Below are 25,510 nucleotides of genomic sequence, written 5' to 3'. Positions count from 1 at the left end.
TGTTATAACAAGTGAGAGTGTTATGGAAAAAACAATAGTTGTCTGTCCCTACTGTGGAACGGGCTGTAAGCTCAACTTATTGACAGAAAATGGCAAAGTAGTTGGAGCAGAAGCGGCAAACGGCCGTACTAACGAAGGTGAACTTTGTTTAAAAGGTTACTACGGTTGGGACTTCTTAAACGATACTAATTTACTGACGCCGCGTTTGAAAAATCCGATGATCCGTCGTCATAAAGACGCAGCGCTTGAAGTGGTTTCATGGGATGAAGCGATTTCATTTGCCAGTGAAAAATTACTGAGCATCAAGAAAGAATTTGGTCCTGATGCGATCATGACAACAGGTTCTGCCCGTGGGCCGGGTAACGAAGCCAACTATGTAATGCAAAAATTTGCCCGTGCAGTTATAGGGACTAACAACGTCGACCACTGCGCCCGGGTTTGACACGCTCCATCAGTCTCCGGTCTGGAGGCGACAGTAGGTAATGGCGCAATGAGCAACGCGATTACTGAAATTCAAGATACAAAATGCTTATTGGTGTTTGGCTACAACGCAGCAGATTCTCATCCTGTAGTGGCGAAACATATTCTTAAAGCCAAAGCTAACGGCGCGAAAGTGATTGTTTGTGACCCTCGGATGGTTGAAACAGCACGTATTGCCGATCAGTGGTTACCACTGAAAAATGGTTCAAACATGGCCTTAGTGAATGCGTTCGCGAACGTATTGATTGAAGAAGGTCTCTATAAACGCGATTACGTTGAACAGTACACTGAAGGTTTCGAGGCGTACCGTCAACAAGTGGCGAAATACACTCCAGAATACGTTGAATCTATTACTGGCCTGAAAGCGAGTGATATCCGTCTTGCAGTGCGTACTTACGCGAAATCGCCTGAATCTATGATCCTTTGGGGCATGGGTGTGACCCAGTTTGGTCAAGCGGTTGATGTGGTTAAAGGGCTTGCCAGCCTAGCCTTGATGACAGGTAACTTTGGTCGTCGCGGTGTGGGTGTTGGTCCTGTTCGTGGTCAGAACAACGTACAAGGTACCTGTGATATTGGCATGCTACCTAACCGCTACCCAGGCTACCAAGATGTGGAAGATGAGAATGTCCGCTCCAAGTTTGAACATGCTTGGGGAGTGAAATTGCCATCTAAACCGGGGTACCGTTTAACTGATTTGAACCACAAAGTGGCAGATGGCGAATGTAAAGCCTTCTACATTTTTGGTGAAGACCCAGCGCAAACCGAAGCGGACTTAGCCGCTTTACGTAAAACGTTGCGTGCGATGGATTTGGTGATTGTTCAAGATATCTTCATGACCCAAACCGCCGAAATGGCCGATGTTATCTTCCCAGCGACAAGTTGGGGTGAACATGAAGGTGTGTACAGCAGCGCCGACCGTGGTTTCCAACGCTTCTATAAAGCGGTAAATCCACCTGAAAATGTCAAAGTTGACTGGGAAATCTTCAGTTTGATGGCTACAGCGATGGGTTACCCAATGTCGTACAGCAACACCCAAGAAATCTGGGATGAAGTACGAGCATTGTGTCCAAGTTTTGCTGGGGCGACCTATGAAAAAATGGCGGGCCTTAAAAGTGTTCAATGGCCATGTCCAACAGAAGATCACCCTGGGACTTCCTTCTTGTTCGAAGGTAACGTCTTTAAAACACCGAGTGGTAAAGGGCAGTTGTTTGCAACGGAATGGCGCGCGCCACTTGAGCAGCCTGATAGTGATTATCCGTTTGTACTTTCAACAGTACGTGAAGTTGGCCACTATTCATGCCGTTCTATGACAGGTAACTGTAAAGCGCTGCAGACATTAGCAGATGAACCTGGCTATGTTCAGCTTCACCCTGACGATGCCAAATCGCTAAACATTGCTGATCAGCAACTGGTATGGGTGTCTTCTCGTCGAGGAAAAGTCATCAGTCGTGCAGCAGTAAACGAGCGTGTTAACCGTGGTGTGGTTTACATGACTTACCAATGGTGGATTGGTGCTTGTAACGAGTTAACCATAGAACATGTTGATCCAATTTCTAGCACCCCTGAATATAAATATTGTGCCGTTAACGTTGAGAAAATCGTTGATCAAAGTTGGGCCGAAAACCATGTTCAGGTCGAATACAGCGCACTGAAATTGAAGTTAAAAAAGGCAGCATTAGCAACATCATAATGCTGTCGTACCCAAGCAAGGTTATGTAGAAAGCATAACTTGCAGCGGGTGAGCTGAAATATTGATGTGGCAATCGTGACGGTTGCCACATTGATACAAGTACGAGTAAGTGGCGTACTACTAAAGAGTTATCAAGTTGAGCTGTATCAATGTGCAACTATATTGCTAGTGTAACCTCTTGATAATGTTGTTTGTATTGGATTATGGATAGTATGCAGAGGACAAAGAATGCACCCTTAATCGAGAGTATCTCTGCCAAGTGGGATGATGATTTTCAAGAGCTAGCGCAAGTACTGTTAACCGCCACAGATATTCCATCTTTCATACTTTGTTTGAATAGGATTGAATTTCATTTTGTGCCGATTAATCGGATTAATTTGATCCTTCATGAAAACAATGAAGATCGTAGCTCCTTGGTTTATGTTTCACCTGAAGATGCCCACGAGCCTAAGTTGGTTGAACTTAATTACTGTTTGCCAGAGCATGATGATGGTGATAATGAAATCGTTAATTATTTAAGTGACGGTGAATTTTTTAGTTCATACCCGAGCTTAGTGAAAAATGAGCTATATAAGAATTTAAGAATGTATTGTCAGTTTCCACTGACAACATTAACTAAACATTATGGTGGGGTTGAATTTCTCATCAATAATGAAATAAAGTTTGATGACAACACGCTAGAAAAACTAAAGCAATTATCATCTATTATTGCCTTTGCGTTAGAAGCGGTTGTTGAAAGGGAAGCTTTTTTAAGTAACGAAGAAGAGTCGACAGGGAGCCTTGACGAAAATAAAATATTAGTCGACATCACAAACGCAGTTATTAGTCAGGTTGAAGTGAAAGATCTGACCAGAACCTTATTTGAACATTTAAAGAAGTATTTTAACATTGAGTGCTTCAGCTTAATGTCGTCAGAAAATACAACCGAAAGATTTTGTTGTTATGACGCCGATAATGTGGAATCAAGCAATGTAAAATGCATCGTTCAGCACACCCAGTTTGAAGATACACCCGCTTCTTGTGTGTTAGAAACAATGCAGCCTTTTATATTTAATAAGGACGACATTTCTGATTTAAGTTTGTCGTATAAAGATTGCAGTAAGTTAATACCGCAAAGATTACAATCGGCTTGTATATTGCCTTTGATTTTCCGTCATAAAGTCATGGGAGCGATGAAACTTGTTCATCGCGATAAAGATTATTTTCAAAGTTGTAACTTGGCGTTGTTCCATCAAATTGCAGCACGTGCAGCAATGGCGATGGCTAACTTTCAAACCAACCAAGAAGTAATGTCATTAGCCAGTGTTGGTGATGTTATTAAGTTAAATGATGAAGAGCCAAAGCATGAAGTGTTCAATGACATCATAAGCCAAAGTGGCATTATGAATGACGTGCTACAAAAAGTGCTTATGGTCGCAGATAGCGATTGCACTGTACTGATTTTAGGCGAGACAGGCACAGGTAAAGAACTGATTGCTAAAGCTATTCATGATTTAAGTCACCGCAGTAACAAAGACATGGTGAAAATGAATTGTTCGGCGGTGCCGTCAGGTTTGTTTGAAAGTGACTTGTTTGGCCACGAAAAAGGGGCATTCACAGGGGCTTTATCAAACCGGATTGGTCGATTTGAACGGGCTAATAAAGGGTCACTGTTTCTTGATGAAGTCGGTGATATGCCGATAGAACTTCAGCCTAAATTGTTGCGAGTGTTGCAAGAAAAAGAAGTGGAAAGAATAGGTCGACACCAGTTGATCCCTGTGGATGTTAGGTTGATCGCTGCGACTAACTGTGACCTGTTGGAAATGGTACAAAATAAAGAATTTAGAAGTGATTTGTACTATCGATTGAATGTGTTTCCAATTGTATTACCGCCATTAAGAGAAAGGCGCGAAGACATTCCATTGTTAGCAAAACATTTCACCCGTGTCATTGCTAAACAGATGAAGCGGAATATTACCAGTATTCCCGCAGAAACGGTACGTTTGCTCTCTTTGCTACCTTGGCCTGGTAATATAAGAGAATTAAGGAATGTCATAGAACGAGCGGTAGTGATAACACGCGGCAATGTTTTAAATCTGCCCGCAGATGAATTAAAAGCATTGCTACCTAAAAGTGATAATTTTTCAGAATCACAAGAGATAACAGAAGACATTGAAACGCTAGTTGAAAGAGATGATTTGTCGACAGTTAAAAATATAGAGCGCGAACATATTATTCAAGTTCTAAAAGAAACAAATGGGATTGTTGCTGGGCCTAAAGGTGCCGCTGTTCGGTTGGGACTAAAACGTACCACCTTATTATCACGCATGCAGCGGCTAGGTATTTCATCAAAATCATTTACCAATAATGGGTAATTAGCTTTTACGATAGATTGTTGAGGCTAATTACTATCTGAATTAATGAATAAGCCAGGATGGTTTATAATGCACGAAGTATTACAGTGTGAAGAACATGCCTGCGTGTATGACTCTCACAAGGTCTCTCGCTATCGTAAAAATACGTTCGATAAAGATGAATTTGATAATTTAGCCTCTGAATCTGCGGTCGCACTGGTTTATAACGGTATTTCACATACTGTACTAATGTGCTCTGCCACCGAGCTAGAAAACTTGGCGATAGGTTTTTCTTTATCGGAAGGCATTATTCAACACTATCGTGATATTCACGATATCGACATTGTTCACACCGTGAAAGGCATCGAGCTACATATCGAATTGTGCAACCGCTGTTTTGAACAGTTGAAACATGTCAGACGCACTATGGCGGGTCGAACAGGTTGTGGCATTTGTGGTACAGAGCAGCTTGATCAAGTTGTTAGGCCGCTTTCTACTGTGGGTAACCAACTGACGATGGACATCGCGAGCTTTGACAGTGCGTTGCAAGAACTCAAGCAGCATCAGCAGCTCAATAATATTACTGGAGCGACCCATGCTGCCGCTTATCTTTCGCCAAATGGTGAGATTGTTGCGATCCAAGAAGATATAGGTCGTCATATTGCGCTGGATAAACTGATTGGCTATATCATCAAAAATAAATTAGAGGGTGGGGCGATTTTAGTAACCAGCCGCGCCAGTTTTGAAATGGTGCAAAAAGCCGTTATTGCGGGTGTTGAAATCTTATTTGCGATATCAGCTGCGACCATGATGGCCGTGGAATTAGCACAACAATCGAACCTGACTTTAGTGGGTTTTTGTCGCCCAGGACGTGCCGATGTGTACACGCACCCAGAGCGGGTGACATGCCACCAATAGTTTGTCGGTAAGTATTTTACTTCATTCTTTTATCGTATTTATAAGTAGGCACTTAAAATGAAAAAAACACATTTGGGCTGCATGTCAGCAGCGTTGTTGATCGCGTCACCACTGGCTTCTGCACATGTTGGTGTTCATGGTTTGCATAATTCGTTTCTAGAAGGTTTTGTTCACCCTTTCTTTGGCCTTGATCACTTAGTGATGTTACTGGCCATGGGGTTTGTTGCTCGCCAAGCAAACAGTGTAAAAAAAGGCTTTGCTTTGATGGCATCTGTGCTTGGTTTTATGTTCGCTGGTGTACTGTTAGGTGAGTTGAGCGGTGCAATTACAGGGATGGAAACCTTGATTTTAGGCTCGGTGTTTGTGGTTGCGGCGACGATGTGGAAAATGCGCAATAAAGAAACAAGCCTCGCCAACACTGTCTTACTTAGCCTTTCTGTAACTTTAGTACTGTTCCACGGTTGGGCGCACGGTGCTGAACTGGGTGGTGCGGTGTTAATGGAATTTGCACCGGGCATGTTATTAGCATCGACCATTATCGTTTCTTTGGGCTACCAACTTGCGCGCTTTATTCCTTCTCGCTTCATGGCGCCAGTGGTTGCCGCGAGCGGTGCGTGTATTGCTTTACTTGGTTAAAGCCAGCTCAAGCTATATACATAAGCCCTCGAGAGTCGGGGGCTTTTTAATGCAACAAAACAAAGAACTCTTGTGCGTTGTACTCATCTTCATGTTATCTGTCTTTTCGACATCAAGACTCACCCCATAACGCCTTCCATCATAAGTCTCCCTTCATCGTGTTTCTCTTCGTAATGTCTTTCGTTGTCATTTGTGCTTTAAAACGACCATAGCTCTAAAAATAATCTATTGCTTTAAAAGTGACCAACTTCCGAGTGAGGATGATGTGTAGAGTTGAAATGTTTAGTGAGCTAAACAATTTTTATGGTTGTTTTTTCTGAGTGCTCGATCGATGCGCTTTCTATGATTCATGTCGGCTTGATGTATTTCAGGATTAAAATGCAAGTTTTGCCATTATATTGCTGTTTATATTGATTTTATTGTAGTTGTCTTGTCATCGGATTTGGCTCGGATAGTTCTTTTTTACTTTTGGTGGGTGACGGTGAAGTGGTCGTTTGGTTGTGGTTTTTTGTCATGTTTGTAACTTATTTGTGAGTTAAATGATTTGAGTTCTAATTTATTTCGTGTACTTTATATTTAACTAAGCGTTCAATTAAAAATAAAAGGTCGAAGTAATGCCTAAGGTAGGGATGCCAAAAATACGTAAGCCTCAGCTTGTTCAAGCCACCATGACGGTGATTGATCGAGTCGGGTTACATTCAGCGAGCATTTCATTAATTAGCAAAGAAGCGGGTGTATCAACTGGAATTATTAACCATTATTTTGGTGGCAAGCATGGCCTGCTTGAAGAAACCATGCGTGAAATATTACGCCAGTTGTCGGTAACCATAACGGCTAGATTGCGCGAATTGCCAGCAGATGCTCACCTGCAACGCATTAACGCGATCATTGACGGTAATTTTGTTGGCTACCAAGCCGAGAGCAAAGTGGCCAAAACCTGGTTAGCATTTTGGTCATACTCTGTACACGATCCTGAATTAAAAAGGCTGCAACGTGTTAATGAAAAGCGCTTGTTATCTCATCTTAAAATTGAGCTCAAAGCCTTATTTAACAAAGACCAAGCTGAGTTAATTGCGCATGGTATCGCGGCTTTAATTGATGGTATTTGGTTGCGAGGGACGCTCAACCCTGAAGGCATAGATGCAAGCAAAGCTGAATTGATTATCAATGATTATTTAGATAAGCAACTTACTTTCTATTCACAACAATAACGAAAAGTCAGATCTTCACATGGAAATGAAATCACTGTATATCGATGGACGCGCTTATGCTGCGACATCGGGAGAAACCTTTACCACCTATAATCCAGCCAATGGCGAACCGATTGCCAATATTGGACAGGCGAGTCAGCAAGACGTTGATCATGCCGTTGATGTTGCCCAAAAAGGGTTTGCGGTTTGGTCTGCAATGACGGCACTAGAACGCAGTCGAATTTTACTTAAAGCGGTGAGTATTCTCCGCAGTCGCAACGATGAATTAGCGAAACTTGAAGTCGCTGATACAGGAAAACCACTGCAAGAAGCGTTAGAAGTCGATATTGCGAGTGGCGCGGATGTGATTGAATACTACGCCGGCCTTGCCCCGACATTGCAGGGCGAGCAACAACCACTCAGCGAGAGCCAATTCTTTTACACTCGCCGTGAACCGTTAGGCGTCTGTGCTGGGATTGGGGCATGGAATTATCCGATCCAAATCGCAATGTGGAAATCGGCTCCCGCTTTAGCAGCGGGTAACGCCATGATTTTTAAACCTTCAGAAGAAACCCCACTTACGGCACTAAAGCTGGCTGAAATATTCACCGAAGCTGGGCTACCAGATGGTGTATTTAATGTCGTTCAAGGTGATCACCGTGTTGGCCAAATGCTCACCGCTCATCCTGATATTGCAAAGATCTCGTTCACAGGCGAATCAGGCACTGGCAAGCGAGTGATGGCAGATAGCGCTAAAACGCTTAAACAAGTCACTATGGAGCTGGGTGGTAAATCGCCAATGCTCGTTTTTGCCGATGCGAAACTCGATGACACTGTTTCTGCTGCAATGGTGGCGAACTTTTACACCCAAGGTGAAGTCTGCACGCATGGTACGCGAGTTTTTGTGCATGAGTCTATTTACCCAGCGTTTATCGCACAGCTAAAAACGCGGACGGAAAAACTCTTAGTGGGGGATCCACTAGATATGGATACCCAAGTCGGCGCACTGATCTCCAAAGACCATCTCGTTAAAGTATTGGCTGCTATCGAGCATGCAAAACAAAGTGGTGCGACTTTACTGACGGGGGGGTATCAGGTGACAACACACGGTTTAGACAAAGGTAACTTTGTTGCCCCTACGGTTTTTGTTGATTGTGACGATGCGATGCCACATGTCCAAAGTGAGATCTTTGGCCCTGTTATGTCTGTACTGACATTTACAGATGAACAAGAGGTTATCACTCGCGCAAACAATACTGATTATGGTTTAGCCGCAGGGGTATTCACTCAAAACCTCTCTCTTGCTCACCGTGTGATTCATCAGCTACAAGCTGGAATTTGTTGGGTTAATACGTGGGGTGACTCGCCAGCAGAAATGCCCGTTGGCGGCTATAAACACTCAGGTGTTGGCCGTGAAAATGGGCCTGAAACACTTCGCCATTACACCCAAACAAAAAGTGTACTTATCGAGCTAGGCAGCTTCGCCAGCCCTTACGCTTAACCCTACTTTCGGAGAGACAAAAATGGAACAAAGCTACGATTATATTATCGTCGGCGCGGGCTCGGCTGGCTGCGTGTTGGCAGATAGGCTAACTGAAAGTGGTAAAAACCAAGTGTTATTGCTTGAAGCTGGTGGCACGGACAAGAGTATTTTTATTCAGATGCCAACAGCGCTTTCTTATCCCATGAATTCAGAAAAATATGCTTGGCAGTTTGAAACCAAGCAAGAAGATGGGCTCGATGGTCGCAAACTCCACTGCCCAAGAGGCAAAGTGTTAGGGGGAAGTTCTTCAATCAATGGCATGGTGTATGTGCGTGGTCATGCTTGTGATTTTGATGAGTGGGAAACGCAAGGTGCCTCGGGGTGGAACTATCAAGCGTGTTTACCGTATTTTCGTCGAGCAGAATCTTGGGTTGGGGGCGAAGACCAGTACCGAGGAGGGCAAGGGCCTGTTGGTACTTGTAATGGTAACGACATGCAGCTAAATCCACTTTATCAGGCCTTCATTGATGCAGGTAAAGAGGCTGGATACCCAGAAACACCAGACTACAACGGCTACCAGCAAGAAGGCTTTGGCCCGATGCACATGACGGTAGATAAAGGGATCCGATCTTCCACATCGAATGCCTATTTAAGGCGTGCGCTAAAGCGTTCAAACCTCACGCTAATGAAAGGTGTTGTGGCGCGCAAAGTGCTATTGGAAGATTGTTCACAAGACAATTCACAAGATAGGTCTCAAGGCAGCTATCAAGGTGCTTCACAAGACAGTTTACAAGATAGCTCGCAAGGCCGCTCTCAAGGTTACTCTCAAAATAGCTCTCAAGGCACGGTACATGGTAAGAAAGCCATTGGTGTCGAGTTTGAGAAAGCCGGTAAATTACACCGACATTATGCCAATAAAGACGTGATCTCTTGCGCTGGATCTATTGGTTCGCCGCAATTGTTGCAGCTTTCTGGTATTGGACCAAAGGCGGTGCTTGACGCAGCTGGTGTCGAAGTGCAACACGCTTTACCTGGTGTAGGGCAGAACCTGCAAGATCACCTCGAAGTGTATTTTCAATACCATTGCCAACAAGCTATCACCCTTAACAGTAAGCTTGGCTTGGTTAGCAAGGGGTTGATCGGTACTGAGTGGATCTTGACGCGTAAAGGGCTAGGCGCAACCAATCATTTTGAATCTTGTGGTTTTATTCGTTCTCGTAAAGGGTTGAAGTGGCCAAATATTCAATATCACTTCTTGCCTGCTGCAATGCGATACGACGGCCAAGCCGCGTTTGATGGTCATGGTTTTCAAGTGCATGTAGGGCCGAATAAACCACAAAGCCGTGGTTCGGTGTCGATTGCATCATCAAACCCGCACGACAAACCTAATATTGCCTTTAACTACATTTCCACCGCGCAAGATCGTCAGGATTGGCGTGACTGTATTCGCTTAACGCGCGAGATATTACAACAGCCCGCCATGGATGCATTCCGCGGTGATGAAATTCAACCCGGGCTTGATGTGACCAGTGATGCCGCAATCGATGAATGGGTAAAGCAAAATGTAGAAAGTGCTTATCACCCGTCTTGTACCTGCAAAATGGGGGCTGACGATGACCCTATGGCGGTACTCAATGAAGCGTGCCAAGTGCGCGGCATTGATAACTTGCGCGTGGTTGATTCATCAATTTTCCCGACTATTCCTAACGGTAACCTGAATGCGCCAACCATTATGGTTGCAGAGCGTGTGTCGGACATGATTTTGAATAACCCCTTGCAGGCCTCAACGAACTTGCCTGTTTGGATTGCACCTGAATGGCAAGAGAAACAACGCATTAAAAAACCAAAAAGAGAAATAGAATCAGCATCTTAAAGGGTCTAATTATTAATTAGTCAACTTGTTAACTTGGCTGCTCGCCAAACAATGAGTTTATTAAGTAAGTCAGTAATCATTACAAGGAAAATAACATGTCTATGATGACAAAAACGCTCTCAACACTTGCTCTTAGTACATTTGCGCTCAATGCCTATGCCAATCAATGTGACACCGTGCGATTCGCCGATGTCGGCTGGACAGACATTACGGCCACAACAGCAGTTACAACAGAATTGCTACAAGGGTTAGGTTATCAAACCAAAACGGATTTGCTTTCTGTCCCTGTTACCTACTCATCAATGGCAAACGGTGATATCGATATCTTCCTTGGTAATTGGATGCCCACTATGGAGGGAGATATCGCTAAATATCGTGAGGATGGCAGTGTCGAAACCGTTCGCGCTAATCTGGAGGGGGCAAAGTACACCTTAGCCGTACCTAAGTATGTGTATGACGCTGGGGTAAAAAGCTTTGCTGACTTAGAAAAATATGCCGATAAATTCAAAGATCGTATTTATGGTATCGAACCTGGCAATGATGGTAACCGCCTGATTCAAGACATGATCGATGATGGAGCATTTGGACTCAAAGATTTTAACTTAGTGGAGTCGAGTGAAGCGGGCATGGTGTCACAAGTCACGCGTGCCGTTCGCCGCAACCAATGGATCGTCTACCTTGGTTGGGCACCGCACCCAATGAACAGCAACGTTGAAATGGAATACTTGTCAGGTGGTGATGATTTCTTTGGCCCTAATTATGGTGGCGCCAATGTGTATACCAATGTGCGTAAGGATTACTTATCTGAGTGTAAAAACGTTGGCCAACTACTGCAAAACCTTGAGTTTAGTTTAGAAATGGAAAACCAATTAATGGAAGCCATTCTTAACCAAAAAGTGCAGCCTTCAAAAGCGGCGCAGCAATGGTTAAAAGAAAATCCAGCCCAAGTGGAAGTATGGCTTAAAGGTGTGAAAACACGCAGTGGCGATGAAGCGACAAAAGCCGTTACTCACTACATCAATTCGAACGCGTAACATCTTTTGGGTGGGGGATCTCGTCTAGGGATCTGATCACCTTATTAATTTAAGGTCTCATTTTGAATTTTATAACGAATAACAAAATCCCTGTTGGCCAGTGGATGGAAACGGGTGTTGATTGGTTAACACTCAATGCTGCGGGTTTCTTTGACGCGATTTCTTTTTTCCTTGAAAACATAATCCTATTTGTCGTCGATATTTTTAAGTGGATGCCACCGGCGCTTCCTATTTTGATGACCGCAGCCATTGCATGGTATTTACATCGAAGTATTCCGTTAGTGGCGTTCGTTGTTGGTGCACTACTGATGATCCTGAATCTTGGCTATTGGCAAGAAATGCTGGAAACCTTTGTTCTTGTCTTTGCAGCGACAACGATTTCCGTATTAATTGGCGTACCGATTGGGATCATGGCTGCGCATCGACCATGGCTTTATACCTTGCTAAGGCCGATATTAGATTTGATGCAAACCGTACCGACCTTTGTTTATCTTATTCCGACTTTAGTGCTATTTGGCTTGGGAATTGTGCCGGGTCTGATCTCGACCATTATCTTTGCCATTGCGGCACCCATTCGCTTGACCTATTTAGGCATAATAAAAGTGCCTGAAGAGCTGATTGAAGCAGGTAAAGCCTTTGGTGCCAGTCGCATGAAGTTGTTATTTAAAGTCGAGTTGCCAGCGGCACTGCCGAGTATTATGGCGGGGGTGACGCAATGTATTATGTTATCACTCTCTATGGTGGTGATTGCGGCATTGGTGGGAGCGGATGGTTTAGGTAAACCTGTCGTCCGTGCGTTAAATACCGTTAATATTTCTCAAGGATTTGAAGCTGGCTTAGCTATAGTACTGGTTGCCATTATTCTTGACCGCTTATGCAAAGCACCTAACCAGAAAGAGGCTTAATCATGGACGCAATCACAATTAAAAACCTCGACGTTGTTTTTGGTGAGCAACAACAGCAAGCCCTTTCTTTGCTTGATCAAGGTAAATCTCGACAAGACATTATTGATGAGACAGGGCAAGTTGTGGGTGTCGATAATGTTTCCCTAAGCGTTAAAGAAGGGGAAATCTGTGTATTGATGGGGCTTTCTGGTTCAGGTAAATCGAGCTTATTGCGAGCGGTTAATGGCTTGAATGCTATTAGTCGTGGTGAACTGCAAGTAAAAGACGGCGATCAACATGTCGACCTTGCCGATTGCGATGAAGCCACACTTCGTCACTTACGTACTCACCGCGTATCTATGGTGTTTCAAAAATTTGCCTTAATGCCTTGGCTCAATGTGATCGATAACGTGGCATTTGGCCTTGAGATGCAGGGCATTTCAAAAGTTGAGCGACGGAAAAAAGCACAAGAGCAGCTCGAGATGGTCGGCCTGAGTGAGTGGGCATCTAAATATCCCCATGAGCTATCTGGCGGTATGCAGCAACGTGTCGGGCTAGCACGAGCCTTCGCAATGGATACTGATATCTTATTGATGGATGAACCTTTTTCGGCGCTAGACCCCTTGATTCGAGCTCAGTTACAAGATGAACTGATCGTGTTACAAGAAAAGCTCAATAAGACCATTTTGTTTGTGAGTCATGATCTTGATGAGGCGCTGAAAATAGGTAATCACATCGCGATTATGGAATCGGGTAAACTGATCCAACATGGTCAACCAGAGCAAATCATTCTCGCACCAGAAACTGACTATGTGCGAGATTTTGTGGCGCATACCAATCCCCTCAATGTGCTAAAAGGGCGTTCGCTCATGCTGCCTGTTGATGACTTAGAGTGTGAGGACATAAAGTGTGACGAGTTGAAGCGTGAGGACTTGAAGCATGATGGAAAACGTGTCGAGATTTGCCCAAGCCAACACTTATGGATTGAGCAGCACCAGCAGGGACTGTGCTTAGTTGATACCGACAAAGTGCTGGTGGATTGGAATGACGAGTCTATTGAGATTAATGATATCGACAATACCATGGTGGTGCAGGCGAGCCCAGAGATAGGGATGAGAGAAGCGATTGAGCTGAAGCAACGCAGTGATCAGCCTATTCTATTAGTAGAAAATAGTCAGCTGGTTGGGGTGTTAAACAATAGTGAGCTTTATGACGCCTTACTGGGTAATTTTAAGAGTAAGACGCCTCAGGCTAGAACCCACAAAGCGACAACTCAAGATGCTATAACCAAAGATGCCATAACCCAAGATGTCATAACCAATCAAACTCAGGTGAATCCTAAAAAAGTAAAGATTAAAGCTGTGGCGTAGTGTTTCATGCCGATTGTCGGCAGGGTAAAAGCTGTTGGGTAAATGTCCCAACAGCTTATTACTGCTTTTTGTTAATAACGGCGAGTTAGTCTCGAGCCTAATAAGGTATTAGGTATTAGGTATTAGGTATTAGGTATTAGGCGCTATCCACTTTTTTCGATTCTGTGTGGGCGAGACCGACATAGCGCCATAATGATGCCAAAGGTGAGCCCTTGGGTGATCATCGCTGTCCCGCCATAGCTAAAGAAGGGGAGTGGACTTCCCATAACCGGTAGTAAGCCGCTGACCATACCTGTATTAATGAAGGTATAAAGAAAGAAGCTTAATGCCAATGAACCGCATAACAAGCGATTATAAAGTTGCTCTGATTGGCATGAAATCCATAAAATACGCAGCGTAATAAACAAGTACAGCGCCAGTAAAAATACGCTGCCGATGAATCCCCATTCCTCGGCATAAGTTGAGAAAATAAAATCGGTTTGGCTTTCAGGAATAAACCCTAAAGGGCCCTGATTCGCATTCATCCACCCTTTGCCCCGCATCCCTCCTGAGCCAATTGCAATAAGCGACTGGATGATTTGATAGCCAGCTCCCCAAGGGTCACTCTCTGGGTTTAGAAATTGTAATACCCGCTTTTTCTGATAAACCTCCATGATAAAAAACCACATAAGGGGTATGAGCGTGGCAACAATAGCGGCAATACTGCCGATGATCTTCCAACTTATTCCCGCGAAATAGAGAACAAAGAACATATAGATAAGGGCGAATAGCGCACCATCAAGATCGGGCTGAATGAAGATCAAAAATGTCGGAATCGCAGCCAGTAATAGCGCGTAAAGGATTTTCCTTAAATCTAACGCCTCGCCACTAATGTGGATTAACCAAGCAATGACCATAGGTATTGCGATTTTTACTAGTTCTGAAGGTTGAAAGCGAATAAAGCCAAGTTTAAGCCAACGCTGTGAACCATTGGTACTATCACCCACTAAAGCGACGGCGAGTAATAAAAGAACGGTTAGCAAATATAAGTGCGGTGAAAACCGCAGATATAAATGTGGTGGAACGGCTGCCATAACGAAAAGGCAAGATAGGGCGATCATGCACCGAATAAGGTGTTTCGTGATGACTGTTTCACTAAAGCCACTCGCACTCCACACTGTCATGGAACTGAGTAGCATAAGCATTAACACTGCAAGTAAGAGTGGTAGATCAAGCTGGGGAATTGGATATTTTTTCACATACAATACTCAAATTGTATTTTGGTTTAATGTAAACCTAATACATGGCACAGAACGGTTTTTCTTATTTATCAGTCGAGCAGCCAATAACTACTCACAGTTAATCAATAATCAGTACCGATTAACGAGGGGCAACAAGTGTTGCCCCTCGTTATTGACTTATTACTTTGACTTACTGATGCTTTGAAGGCTTGATTTTGATTATCTTTATTCTTTGATTAAGCATCCTTCTGAATGGGTTTCAATCGGCACATAGCCTGACGAGCACGCCAAGTAATAAAAGATAAAATGGCTAAACACAAAGTAATAACAGGCGCAGCCATTAGCGCCATCGTTGCAAGGCGGCTGATAGGCTCAGGTAACGATGGTAAAAGAAAACCAATACCACACAGCAAACCGACCCACATAGTGGCGCTTAGCCATGCAAAGTAATGAAAACGCGGCATTTCCTTCGCTCTCATCCCCATAGCCATTGGCAGTACACAACGAACCCCAGGAATAAAGCGGGCTGAAAATAGCGCAATGAGCCCATGACGAGTCAGTAAAGTGTCAACGGTGCGCATGCTCGCATCTGGAATTTTATCTAGCCATGATTGGACGATAGGCAATCGGTTAAGCCATCGACCTTGTGAATAAGCGAGCCAACTGCCAAGAGATGCTGCAATGATCAGCAAAGGAAAGGCGATAAAAGGGTTCAATACACCAACGGCCGCCAAGGTGCCGGTTAACACGACGATACTGTCGCAAGGCAAGGGAGCGGCAGGTAAAAAACTACTTTCTAACCCAATAAAAAGCGTTACAAGAATATAAATTAAGATCGCACTGCCCGGGGCGAGCAGCACACTGAAGTCTTGGTGCCAAATTGCAACCAGTACTTCTTGGGTAGCTTCAAACATAGATGCTCCAATATACCAACAAAAAATAAGAATGTTATAAGTGGGATAGTGGAACGATCAGCGGGAATGAATGAAACGAAACTGCAGGTTACTGTCATGCCAGCCTGCAATGCGGTGATTATCAAAAGAAAGGTAACCACGCGGGATCCAGCGAACAGAACGTGAAAGCTGAATTAATGAAGCAATAGTCAGAATAGCTAAAGGCCACTGGAGAGGGTCCTTCGCTGGTGGTTGCTCGGGCTGCGATGAGAGTCGCATGTTAGCACTGCGCAGTATTAACGTATCGTTTGATGCGTCAGGTGCTTGTGTTGGGCTTGTGATGGTATAAGGACTTTGAGAAAAACTGCGTTCAATAGCACTCTCAGCATGGCTAAATAGCAATACTGTCAGGAGTGTTATGAAGATGGGGAATTTCTCTAGTAGCTTATGCAATCTCAGAGCCTACGCAATCTAGTCGCCTATTTAAAAATCGTCCTATATGTACTCGCAACCGGTGAAAAAAGCAATATTTCTTATCGCTAATTTAATGGCTAACTTATGCAAGAGTAAAACGCTCATGGGGGCGCTTGAACTGAGTAGTCGTGACGTACCATATGTTCAGCGTTATCTTGTTCCATTTATCGTAAAAAGATTGTTATCTTGGTCTAACAACTGAATGATAAATGTCAGTGAAGTACCTCCTAGTTGAGAACTGTACTAATGTGATTCTATCTGTAGATAGAGAGGGTAGATCATGACTCAGATGGCGATATCAAATTACCTAGGCGGCTTTATTTTATTGTTAATCTGTTACCCTTTCATTCTTATTTCTATCAATATATTCACCTATGATACAGTTCGAGAAAAAGCAACTTTTTGGTTAAATGTAACTTGTTCGTTATTAGTAATGTTACTTTTGTTCATGCATATGAATATTGAAATTGTTTACGGTAAGGAGTTACTTGATGCTTGGCATAGTCAACATGCAGTGAATGATTAATTGATAATGTAGTTAATTAAGTATAACTATTTAGCATAAGCTGCGATATTTTAAGTTTGAATCCACGGGGATGTATTGGGCAGAACTTTCATTTTCACATTAGCTTTAACCCTAGCTTTCGTTTTATCAAAAAATAACTGAGGTCATGAATTTTACACTCCTATTTTATCCAAGTTCACAACGCACTTCATATTAATTTAAATTCCAAAATCTTTTATAAGATGGGTTTTATATTTCAAAAATCCCGATGATGCTGCATCTTTGTTTGTGTTTTGTTGCCGCCTCCTCGGTTTGTTTGTTGTAGAGAGAACTTATTTATTAGTTATTAATAATGATATCGATTCTCATTTGCATTGCTTTATAAATGGGAAGGGCTTACTATGCGTAGCGGAATGCCATAACAAATAATCATAATTGACTAATATAGTATTCATGACTGCTTTAGTTGGCATTTTATTTATTAGTAATTTGTGTTCTATAAGGATAAAAGCATGAATTTCAATTACACAAAGCTCGCTTTGGCAGTTGGCCTTTCTCTTAGTTCATTAGCGGTAGTTGCCGCTGAAAATGATGATAATCAGTTAGAAACTATTGTAATAACAGCTGAGAAAATGACAGCTGAATCTCAAAAAACACCACTAAGTGTTTCAGTGTTAACTGATTATGAAGTAGAAAGGGCAGGATTAGAAAATACGTTCGATATTGTAAAAAGAACCCCTAATGTATCAATGATAAAAGCAGGCAATCCTTCTGATGCTAGTTTCCTTTCTATGCGGGGAATAACGCCGACAATGGAAGGATCTCAATCTGTTTTATTCTTAATTGATGGTGCCATGTATCAAACTTTTGATACGGAGTTATTAGATATTGAACGAATTGAAGTATTACGTGGCCCACAAGGTACTTTATATGGAAGAAATGCATCATCAGGTGTTATTAGTATTCATACTAAAGATCCAGATCTTTTTACGGAAGGGAGTGCAGGCCTAACTTACGGGAATTATAATCAATTAAAAGGGACAATAATTTCAGGTGGGGCAATAGGAAATAGTGACGAATGGGCTTATCGAACTGCTTTACAATATTCAAAAAATGATGGCTATTTTACTCGTGATTATGACAATAAAGATGATGTTAATAAGGTAAAAGACTTTAATGGCCGCCTTAAAGTAAGGTGGATGCCGATAGATCAGCCATGGGATATTATTGCTACAGTTGATGCTCAAAACCGTCGAAATGGAAATATGTCTTTTGCATCCCTCGATAATATAGAAAAAGATAGCCATAAGGTATATTCAAACTTCAAAGGTGATGCTAAAGCCGATATTTATACTAGTTCAATACGTGCTACTTACGCTGCAGATAATTTTGACATCACTTCTATCACTGCTTACACCACAGAAGACAAAGTCGATAATCAAGACTTAGATTTCACTCAGGCTGATGGGCAGGAACTCTATATAGATTCGAAAATATCACGTGTAACTCAAGAGCTTAGGTTTAGTTCGAGTGATGAACGTGATTTGCGTTGGGTTGGCGGTTTTTATTACTTTAACGAAACAGCGAAAAACAACATTGATATGAACATGAAAGCTTTCAATATGTTCAACACAACAAAAACAGAGATGAAAGTCAGTAACTATGCTCTGTTTGGCAATGTGAACTATCAATTTGCTGAAAAATGGGAAGCAATAGCGGGTTTAAGATTTGATTATCAAAAAGTTAAATTTAATTATACCGACCTATGGAACATGGGCTTCCCGAATACTCAGGGGGATGATGAGGCTAACTTTAATGAATGGCTACCTAAAGTAGGCTTAAACTATTACGCAACGAACGATGTTATGATGTACGCAAGTATATCTCGTGGTTACAAAAGTGGCGGTTTTAATATGTTAACGCCGCCAAATATGTCACCTAAATTCGACCCTGAATACACTATGAACTATGAGTTAGGGATGAAAAGTGAGTGGTTTGATAACCGTGTTCGCTTCAACTCTGCTGTATTCTGGATTGACTGGGAGGATCAGCAAGTTGAACAGCAATTATATCCTAAATCCTTTACCCAAAATGCAGGTAGTACTGTAAGTCGAGGTATTGAAGCTGAACTATCATGGTTAATTCAACCTGGTTTAACGGCATGGGTGAATGGCGGTTATAATGATGCACACTTTACTGATTTTGCTGCCAAGTCTTATGATAATACCGGTAATGTTATTGGTGAAACGGATTATACGGGCAATCGCCCAGCAAATGCCCCTAAATACACGTACAGCCTAGGTATAGATTATAACTTCCTTGAGAATTACTTTGTTTACACGGACTACAATGTAACAGGTGACTTCTATTTCGATAATGCTAATGAAAATAAGCAAGACGCCTACGGTATCCTTAATTTAAGAACTGGATATACCAGCGATCGATTAGACGTTACTTTATGGGCTAAAAACGTCTTAGATGAAAAGTATCTAACACGTGCTTTCCCTATGGGAGATGGTGCAAACCAGAAATGGTACGGTCGCTCTGGAGATCCTCTTACAGTCGGTGCAACAGTTAATCTTAAATGGTAAATACTCCCCCCCATATCTTTATAGGGGGGGATATAGTTTCTCATCTAACTGTCTAAGGTTAATAAAATGAAAGGAACGCCGTTTTCATGGTTGATGGAACTGGTCGTCAATCAACGCCGTAAGCTATGTTTATCAATGTTATTAGCTGTTGCTTACTCGCTGCTTACTATTGTCCCATATATGATTATCTATCAGCTGGTGGATGGTTTTATCACGGATACAATTACTAATTCTGATACTGTATGGCAATTAGTATTGCTAACCGGAGCGGCGCTTTTAGCCAAAATGGGTTTACAATTAGCATCTGGATTATTGTCGCATAAAGCGGCATTTCAGCTCTTATTCGAACTGCGACAACATGTTGTTGATAGCGTTGGTCGCTTATCTCTAGGCGAAAGTAATAAGCAAGCGTCAGCATCAATGAAGAAAATCATTTCAGACGATGTTGATAGAATTGAAACCTTTGTTGCTCATCATTTACCCGATATGGCAGCAGCTATAGTAAGTCCTATCGTTGCAGCGTTGTTACTTATTTATATTGATTGGCGACTAGCTATTTTAGTGTTGCTGCCACTGCCTATTGCACTGAGCTTACAAGCGTTAATGTTTAAGGGGTTTAACCTACGTGTTGAGGAATACCATAGAGTTGTTTCAAACCTACATATTAGTGTTGTTGATTTTGTCGCCTCTATTCCTGTGGTAAAAGCATTTAATATGACGGTTGACTCTCATCAGAAGTACCGTAGTGCTGTTGATGAGCATCATAAATTAGTGACTCGTTGGTTAGTTGATACAAAAACACCGGCATCGCTCTTTAAGCTATCTCTCGACCTTGGTTTTTTGTTTTTATTACCTGTCGGGGTTTGGCTTTATTCGCAAGGGGATGTGACTTTATCAACGTTATTTATATTTATGTTATTGGGTGTGGGCTTAATGGAGCCGCTTTATAACTTAATTCAATTTGGTGGCATGTTCAGTGAAATGCTGAAAGGTGTAGAAAAAATAAAGATATTTTGTCAGATAAAACCTCAATCTGAAGGCGATCAATATCAAGTTATTTCTCATACTAATATTTGTTTTAACCATGTCAGTTTTCAGCATGATAACTCATCAAGAAAAACGCTTGATGATGTCTCTCTTTCGGTAAACCAAGGGGAAATTACCGCGATTGTCGGCCCTTCGGGGGCTGGTAAAACAACAGTTGCTCAGTTAATTCCCCGCTTTTTTGAATACCAGAGTGGAGACATATCCATTGGTGGTAAAGAGATTACTTGTTATTCGCTTGATCAACTGATGTCGTTAGTGAGTTTTGTTTTCCAAGATGTTTATATCTTTGAGCAGAGCATAAAAGAAAACATTCGAATGGGGAATGAAGCCTTATCCGATGAAGACATCATAAATGCAGCTAAAGCAGCTTGTGCACATGATTTTATTTTAGAATTACCTGATGGTTATGAGACCAAAATTGGTCAAGGAAGCTTAAGTGGCGGGCAAGCACAGAGAATTGCCGTAGCGAGAGCTGTGGCGAAAGATGCCCCGATTCTTATTTTAGATGAAGCGACGGCGTACGCAGATGCTCGCAATGAAGTCAGAATTCAACAAGCTATATCGAGTTTAATGCAGGGCAGAACTGTGTTGGTTATTGCTCATAGACTCAATACGTTAACGCATGTTGATAAAATTGTTGTGATGGAAAGTGGCCGCGTAGTATCAGAAGGCACTCACACTGAGCTGTTGAAAGATTGCACTTTATACCAATCGATGTGGCAAGCGCATCAAGAAACAAAAGTATGGCGTTTGGGGCCGTCAGTTAAAGGCTCTGAGATAAAAACACCGTCAACTCTCGAGGGAGTCGAATAAATGTTGAGAATTAACACACTTAAGCGGTTAACGGGTACCTCTCTAGATGGACTTAATCGGACTGTCTTCTTAACCGTCGTTGATGCTTTTTTTGCATCGGCCCCATATGGTTTTCTTTATTATATTTTGCTTGATATGTTGTCTGATACGCCTAATCTTCAGCATCAATTTATGTTGGTGTTAGGGTGCGCGGGAATGATGATAGTTCGTGTGTATTTAGTCCGAATTATTCATCTAGACATTTCCCTGATTGGTTTTGATGCTGGTAAAAAAATCCGTCAACAGCTGGGAGAACATTTAAGAAAAATGCCAATGGGTTTCTTCCAGCGAACGGATTTCGGCAGTGTTAATAATACGCTACTTAAAGATATTGATATGATAGAGCGTATTTTTACACACCTCTATGCGCCTATTATCGCAACTACATCGGTGCTGTGCTTTTTCGCTCTAGGCTTATTGTTAAAAGATTGGCGAATGGGAGTGGCTATGATGTCCACTTTACCTTTAGCTTGTCTTGCTTACTTATTAACGCGTGCTTATGCTCGTAAATGGCAAAGCCACATGCAGTATTTAATGCATCAATTGAATGATGCCGTTATGGAGTATATGGATGGGCTAAAAGAGCTAAAGTCATACCGCATGATGGGAAAAGCATTTTCACGATTGGATGATGTATTAACGGCAACTCAACAGCAATCATTAAAAGCCGAGAAAGCTGCGGTGTGGCCAGTATACAGTTTTAACGTGTTGGTGGAAGCTGGGCTTATGGTGTTGCTGGTGGCACTTACTTGGGCATGGCTAGAGCAAACAATCGCTTTGCCTGAAGTTTTACTCTTTCTGATCGCTGCTGTGCGCTTTTTTAGGCCCTTGCTGAATATGTCGATGTTTTTGGCGGAACTTAATTATTTGGATCTTGCTGTAAATCGAGTGAATGATGTTTTAGATCAGCCGACGTTACAACATGGTGATAGCCAACCCAAATTAGATGATATGACGATTACTTTTAAGGACGTGAATTTTTCTTATCCAGGTGGACAGCAACCTCTTTTTGAAAACTTGGATTTGTCTATTCCTAGTAATAAAGTCACAGCATTGGTGGGACCTTCTGGCTCGGGAAAATCAACGATAGCTTCACTGATAGCACGTTTTTGGCAACTTGATTCTGGTGAAATTTCTGTGGGTATAGGCACGGGGAAGGTCGATATTGCTAATATGCCAGTGGAGTATTGGTTACGGCATCTTAGTATTGTTTTTCAATCCAACTATATTTTCAATGATACGTTAGCTAATAATTTGCGTGTGGCTAAGGCCGATGCAAGTGATGAAGAGCTCTGGCGTGTGATTGAATTAGCGAAACTAAAAAATCTAGTGTTGGACATGGATCTGGGGTTGGACACTGAAATTGGTGCGGGAGGTATGCATTTATCCGGAGGAGAAAAGCAGCGGCTATCCATTGCTCGGGCACTTCTTAAAGATGCACCTTTCGTTATACTTGATGAAGCGACGGCATCTTTAGATCCAGAAAATGAGCGAGATATTCAAATTGCAATGCAGGCTTTAGTTCAAGAAAAAACAGTGTTAGTTATTGCCCATAAATTAACCACCATTCAATATGCTGATCATATCCTTGTATTGGACAAAGGTAAGATTATTGAGCAAGGTGAACACTGTCAGCTGCTTAATAATCAATCACTTTATTGTGAGCTATGGAATTTGCAACAACAAGCTCAGAGTTGGCATTTAGCTGTATAGAGTGACCAAAAGTACTGAGAGTCATTACTGAATCGCCAATGAGAGCTAGATAAGCCTTATTGGCGGCTTAGTGCGTCTTTATTGTTGATAGATGCAAAAAGTAATAATGGCGTTGGAATCTTCAGTATTTCGGTACTGACAATAAATATTTCGGCTTATACCAAATTGCTTGCAAAGGGTTATGGAAGGTGAAAACGTCAGTTTTTGTTCAGTTATATTTAGCTCAATAAGTGCTACTGAATTAAAACCAATGATTTCCTTTATATGTGGATAAATGGATTTATAAATGGCCTCTTTAGCTGAAAATAATAGAGTCGTAGCGCATTTTAAAGAGAGTCCATTTTTTTGTAGTAGTGCTATTTCATTAGGAGTGGAAATTAATGTATGAATATGATCACTTTGCTCTGACGTTATTATTTCCTGAATATCAACCCCTAATGAAATGTTCGTTTTTTTATTCTGATTCTGCGTGAGTGTTGCAATAGCATGATTATTACTGTGTGAGATCGAACCCGTGACTCCCACCGGCCAAGAAGGCGAGCGGTCAGGGGATATAGGGACTGGAGTAGAGTAGCCAAGAAGACGGTGCATGAGTAATTTCACACACAAACGGCCAGCAAGAAATTCAGCCTGTCTCTTAGTTACGGACTTCTGAAGTTGTGGAGTATAAATAATGTTAAGTCTTTGGTAAAAAAACGGTTGGAATGCATTCATATCAAAACTTATTAATAGAGCTTCAAGCTTAATGTCTTTGTATTCAAATGTATAGATGGCTGGCTTTTGGACAAATCTAGGACAGAGAGTGTCTAACTCCGCTATTTCAATGTTAGTTTTTGTGTCAGAAAAGCAAGATGTCATATTTATCAATCACAACTACAGTAATGATAGGCATTATCGTTTACTTTGGGTGATAATTACAGCATAATTTTATTGTTTAAATGATTAATTTATAAAACCTAGTAGAGATATATTAAAAATAGGATAAGGATTTTTTCCATGAAAACCTCTAATAGTCATAATACGGTTGACGATTATGAATGTAGACCAAAGAGTAAAAATGCATTTATACTCGTTATTTGCTGCCTCTACTTTGTTCAAGGTATTCCTATTGGATTAACCTTTCATGCTATACCCACATTATTAAAAAATCTAGGGTTACCACTTGAACTTATTTCGTTAGTTCCATTGGCTGGAATATTCTGGGCGATTAAATTTTTATGGGCACCATTTGTTGAAAATCATTGGATAGAACGCATAGGACGAAGGAAATCTTGGATTGTTCCAATGCAACTCATTATGGTTGGGACGCTTATTTGTCTATCCGTGGTAACTATTAATGAAAAAACTTTAATATTACTTACCTCGTTATTAGCGATAATTTCAATTGTGGGATCAACTCAAGATATCGCGACAGATGGTTTAGCCGCTGAACACAGTGATAAGGCTGATTTAGGCTTAATCAATGCGATTCAAGTATCTGGGATTATAATTGGAATGTTACTCGCTGGCCCTTTTGCTATGGTTGCTTTTGAGCAGATCGGGTATCAAGTGAGTATGATATTACTTGCTGCTGTTGCTTTCTGTGCTTTACTTCCAGTCTTATTTTGGCAAGAGCCTAAAATTGTTCAAGCGACAGAGGTAAATAAAGCCTCATTGAGCCAGTTTTTCAAAACAGCTAATGCTGTCCCGACCTTACTCTTATGTTCAGGTGCTACCTTATGCGGCGTGATTATTCTGGCATTATCGAAGTTTATACTGGTTGACCTGTCGTGGTCGATGTCGCAAGTAGGAATGTTAACTGGTGTTGGTCATTTATTAGTGATGTTGGTAGGTTGCTTTTCTGCCAGCATATTTATTAAACGTCAAGGTTACCGCGTCACCTTATTGGCAGGTTTGAAATTGGTGCTCTTTGGTGGCCTATTATGGATTGCGATTGCTGAAAACTGGCTGACGGGGACATGGATTGTTTGGCTTACATCAATTCTGGTTGGTTTTGGCATGGGGTTTGTCGCGGTAAGTACCTATACCTATTCAATGCGCTTTTCACAGCAAACACTTCAACCCGCGACTAATATTGCTTTCTTCCAAGGTACTCAGACGTTTGGCGAAATTATTTTTTCATCGGTAGCGACAAGCCTTGCTGGGGTTGCTAGCTATAGTATTGCGTTAGGAATGGGGGAGATCATCGCTCTGATATGTTTATTCGCTTTGCTAAAGTTGCGTCATTACAGCCATTGGCGAGATGCCCATTGTAAAATTAGTTAGGTTTCTAATTTTACTTCCGATAATTACACGAACACAAAAACTACCTAATAGGTGGTTTT

At 42.0% G+C, this 25,510-nt stretch carries 17 protein-coding genes and 1 pseudogene; 14 read left to right on the top strand and 4 right to left on the bottom strand.

Annotated features, from left to right (window positions below):
• Positions 1 to 22 precede the first annotated feature (22 nt).
• From fdhF to choV, 10 genes and pseudogenes are all read left to right on the top strand, one after another.
• A complete protein-coding gene (gene fdhF, locus OCU87_RS21035) occupies positions 23 to 2,170 on the top strand; it encodes a formate dehydrogenase subunit alpha (RefSeq protein WP_094956585.1) in 2,148 nt (715 codons plus the stop codon).
• A 191-nt stretch (positions 2,171 to 2,361) separates the two neighbouring features.
• On the top strand, positions 2,362 to 4,524 hold the full coding sequence (locus tag OCU87_RS21030; RefSeq protein ID WP_261859321.1) for a sigma 54-interacting transcriptional regulator: 2,163 nt from the start codon (positions 2,362 to 2,364) through the stop codon (positions 4,522 to 4,524).
• Between the two features lie 69 nt (positions 4,525 to 4,593).
• Complete coding sequence (gene fdhD, locus OCU87_RS21025) at positions 4,594 to 5,421, top strand: formate dehydrogenase accessory sulfurtransferase FdhD (RefSeq protein ID WP_062687762.1); 828 nt, start codon at positions 4,594 to 4,596, stop codon at positions 5,419 to 5,421.
• A 57-nt stretch (positions 5,422 to 5,478) separates the two neighbouring features.
• The gene (locus OCU87_RS21020; protein WP_261859320.1) at positions 5,479 to 6,057 is read left to right on the top strand and encodes a HupE/UreJ family protein; all 579 of its coding nucleotides are present in this window, start codon (positions 5,479 to 5,481) and stop codon (positions 6,055 to 6,057) included.
• Between the two features lie 614 nt (positions 6,058 to 6,671).
• Entirely contained in the window at positions 6,672 to 7,268 is a 597-nt protein-coding gene (betI, locus tag OCU87_RS21015; RefSeq protein ID WP_094956582.1) for a transcriptional regulator BetI, read from the top strand.
• A 19-nt stretch (positions 7,269 to 7,287) separates the two neighbouring features.
• Positions 7,288 to 8,748: a betaine-aldehyde dehydrogenase gene (gene betB / locus OCU87_RS21010; RefSeq protein ID WP_261859319.1), complete on the top strand. Its 1,461-nt coding sequence runs from the start codon at positions 7,288 to 7,290 to the stop codon at positions 8,746 to 8,748.
• 22 nt (positions 8,749 to 8,770) lie between these two features.
• A complete protein-coding gene (locus tag OCU87_RS21005) occupies positions 8,771 to 10,603 on the top strand; it encodes a choline dehydrogenase (RefSeq protein ID WP_261859318.1) in 1,833 nt (610 codons plus the stop codon).
• Positions 10,604 to 10,698: 95 nt separating this feature from the next.
• Entirely contained in the window at positions 10,699 to 11,637 is a 939-nt protein-coding gene (locus OCU87_RS21000) for a choline ABC transporter substrate-binding protein (protein WP_094956579.1), read from the top strand.
• A 62-nt stretch (positions 11,638 to 11,699) separates the two neighbouring features.
• Positions 11,700 to 12,542, top strand: a complete 843-nt coding sequence (gene choW, locus OCU87_RS20995; protein ID WP_062687766.1) for a choline ABC transporter permease subunit — start codon at positions 11,700 to 11,702, stop codon at positions 12,540 to 12,542.
• Positions 12,543 to 12,544: 2 nt separating this feature from the next.
• A pseudogene (gene choV, locus OCU87_RS20990) lies at positions 12,545 to 13,759 on the top strand (choline ABC transporter ATP-binding protein); the annotation flags it as partial.
• Between the two features lie 275 nt (positions 13,760 to 14,034).
• On the opposite strand, the gene rodA reads toward choV, so the two are convergent.
• The 3 genes from rodA to OCU87_RS20975 all read right to left on the bottom strand — a co-directional run bounded on the left by rodA (position 14,035) and on the right by OCU87_RS20975 (position 16,457).
• Positions 14,035 to 15,069, bottom strand: coding sequence for a rod shape-determining protein RodA (rodA, locus tag OCU87_RS20985; RefSeq protein ID WP_261859343.1), 1,035 nt, complete (start codon positions 15,067 to 15,069; stop codon positions 14,035 to 14,037).
• A gap of 278 nt (positions 15,070 to 15,347) precedes the next feature.
• Positions 15,348 to 16,025 carry a DedA family protein gene (locus tag OCU87_RS20980; protein ID WP_261859317.1) on the bottom strand — a complete coding sequence of 226 codons (678 nt, stop codon included), beginning with the start codon at positions 16,023 to 16,025 and terminating at the stop codon, positions 15,348 to 15,350.
• 57 nt (positions 16,026 to 16,082) lie between these two features.
• Complete coding sequence (locus tag OCU87_RS20975) at positions 16,083 to 16,457, bottom strand: hypothetical protein (RefSeq protein ID WP_261859316.1); 375 nt, start codon at positions 16,455 to 16,457, stop codon at positions 16,083 to 16,085.
• Positions 16,458 to 17,495: 1,038 nt separating this feature from the next.
• Between OCU87_RS20975 and OCU87_RS20970 the strand changes: the two genes are divergently transcribed.
• The 3 genes from OCU87_RS20970 (at position 17,496) to OCU87_RS20960 (ending at position 23,186) form a co-directional block, all read left to right on the top strand.
• Complete coding sequence (locus OCU87_RS20970) at positions 17,496 to 19,574, top strand: TonB-dependent receptor (protein ID WP_062687770.1); 2,079 nt, start codon at positions 17,496 to 17,498, stop codon at positions 19,572 to 19,574.
• A 66-nt stretch (positions 19,575 to 19,640) separates the two neighbouring features.
• Positions 19,641 to 21,434, top strand: coding sequence for an ABC transporter ATP-binding protein (locus tag OCU87_RS20965; protein WP_261859315.1), 1,794 nt, complete (start codon positions 19,641 to 19,643; stop codon positions 21,432 to 21,434).
• Positions 21,435 to 21,569: 135 nt separating this feature from the next.
• The gene (locus tag OCU87_RS20960) at positions 21,570 to 23,186 is read left to right on the top strand and encodes an ABC transporter ATP-binding protein (protein ID WP_261859342.1); all 1,617 of its coding nucleotides are present in this window, start codon (positions 21,570 to 21,572) and stop codon (positions 23,184 to 23,186) included.
• A gap of 78 nt (positions 23,187 to 23,264) precedes the next feature.
• Here OCU87_RS20960 and OCU87_RS20955 read toward each other — a convergent pair whose 3' ends face one another.
• Positions 23,265 to 23,900, bottom strand: coding sequence for a 4'-phosphopantetheinyl transferase family protein (locus tag OCU87_RS20955; protein WP_162267729.1), 636 nt, complete (start codon positions 23,898 to 23,900; stop codon positions 23,265 to 23,267).
• A gap of 282 nt (positions 23,901 to 24,182) precedes the next feature.
• Between OCU87_RS20955 and OCU87_RS20950 the strand changes: the two genes are divergently transcribed.
• Positions 24,183 to 25,451 (top strand): MFS transporter, encoded by a 1,269-nt coding sequence (locus OCU87_RS20950; protein WP_261859314.1) that lies wholly within the window; start codon positions 24,183 to 24,185, stop codon positions 25,449 to 25,451.
• The last annotated feature ends 59 nt before the right edge of the window (positions 25,452 to 25,510 follow it).

The organism is Photobacterium sanguinicancri (assembly GCF_024346675.1).
Classification (GTDB): domain Bacteria; phylum Pseudomonadota; class Gammaproteobacteria; order Enterobacterales; family Vibrionaceae; genus Photobacterium; species Photobacterium sanguinicancri.
The sequence above is the reverse complement of the archived record's forward strand: the minus strand, read 5'-3'. Positions and strand labels throughout refer to the sequence as shown.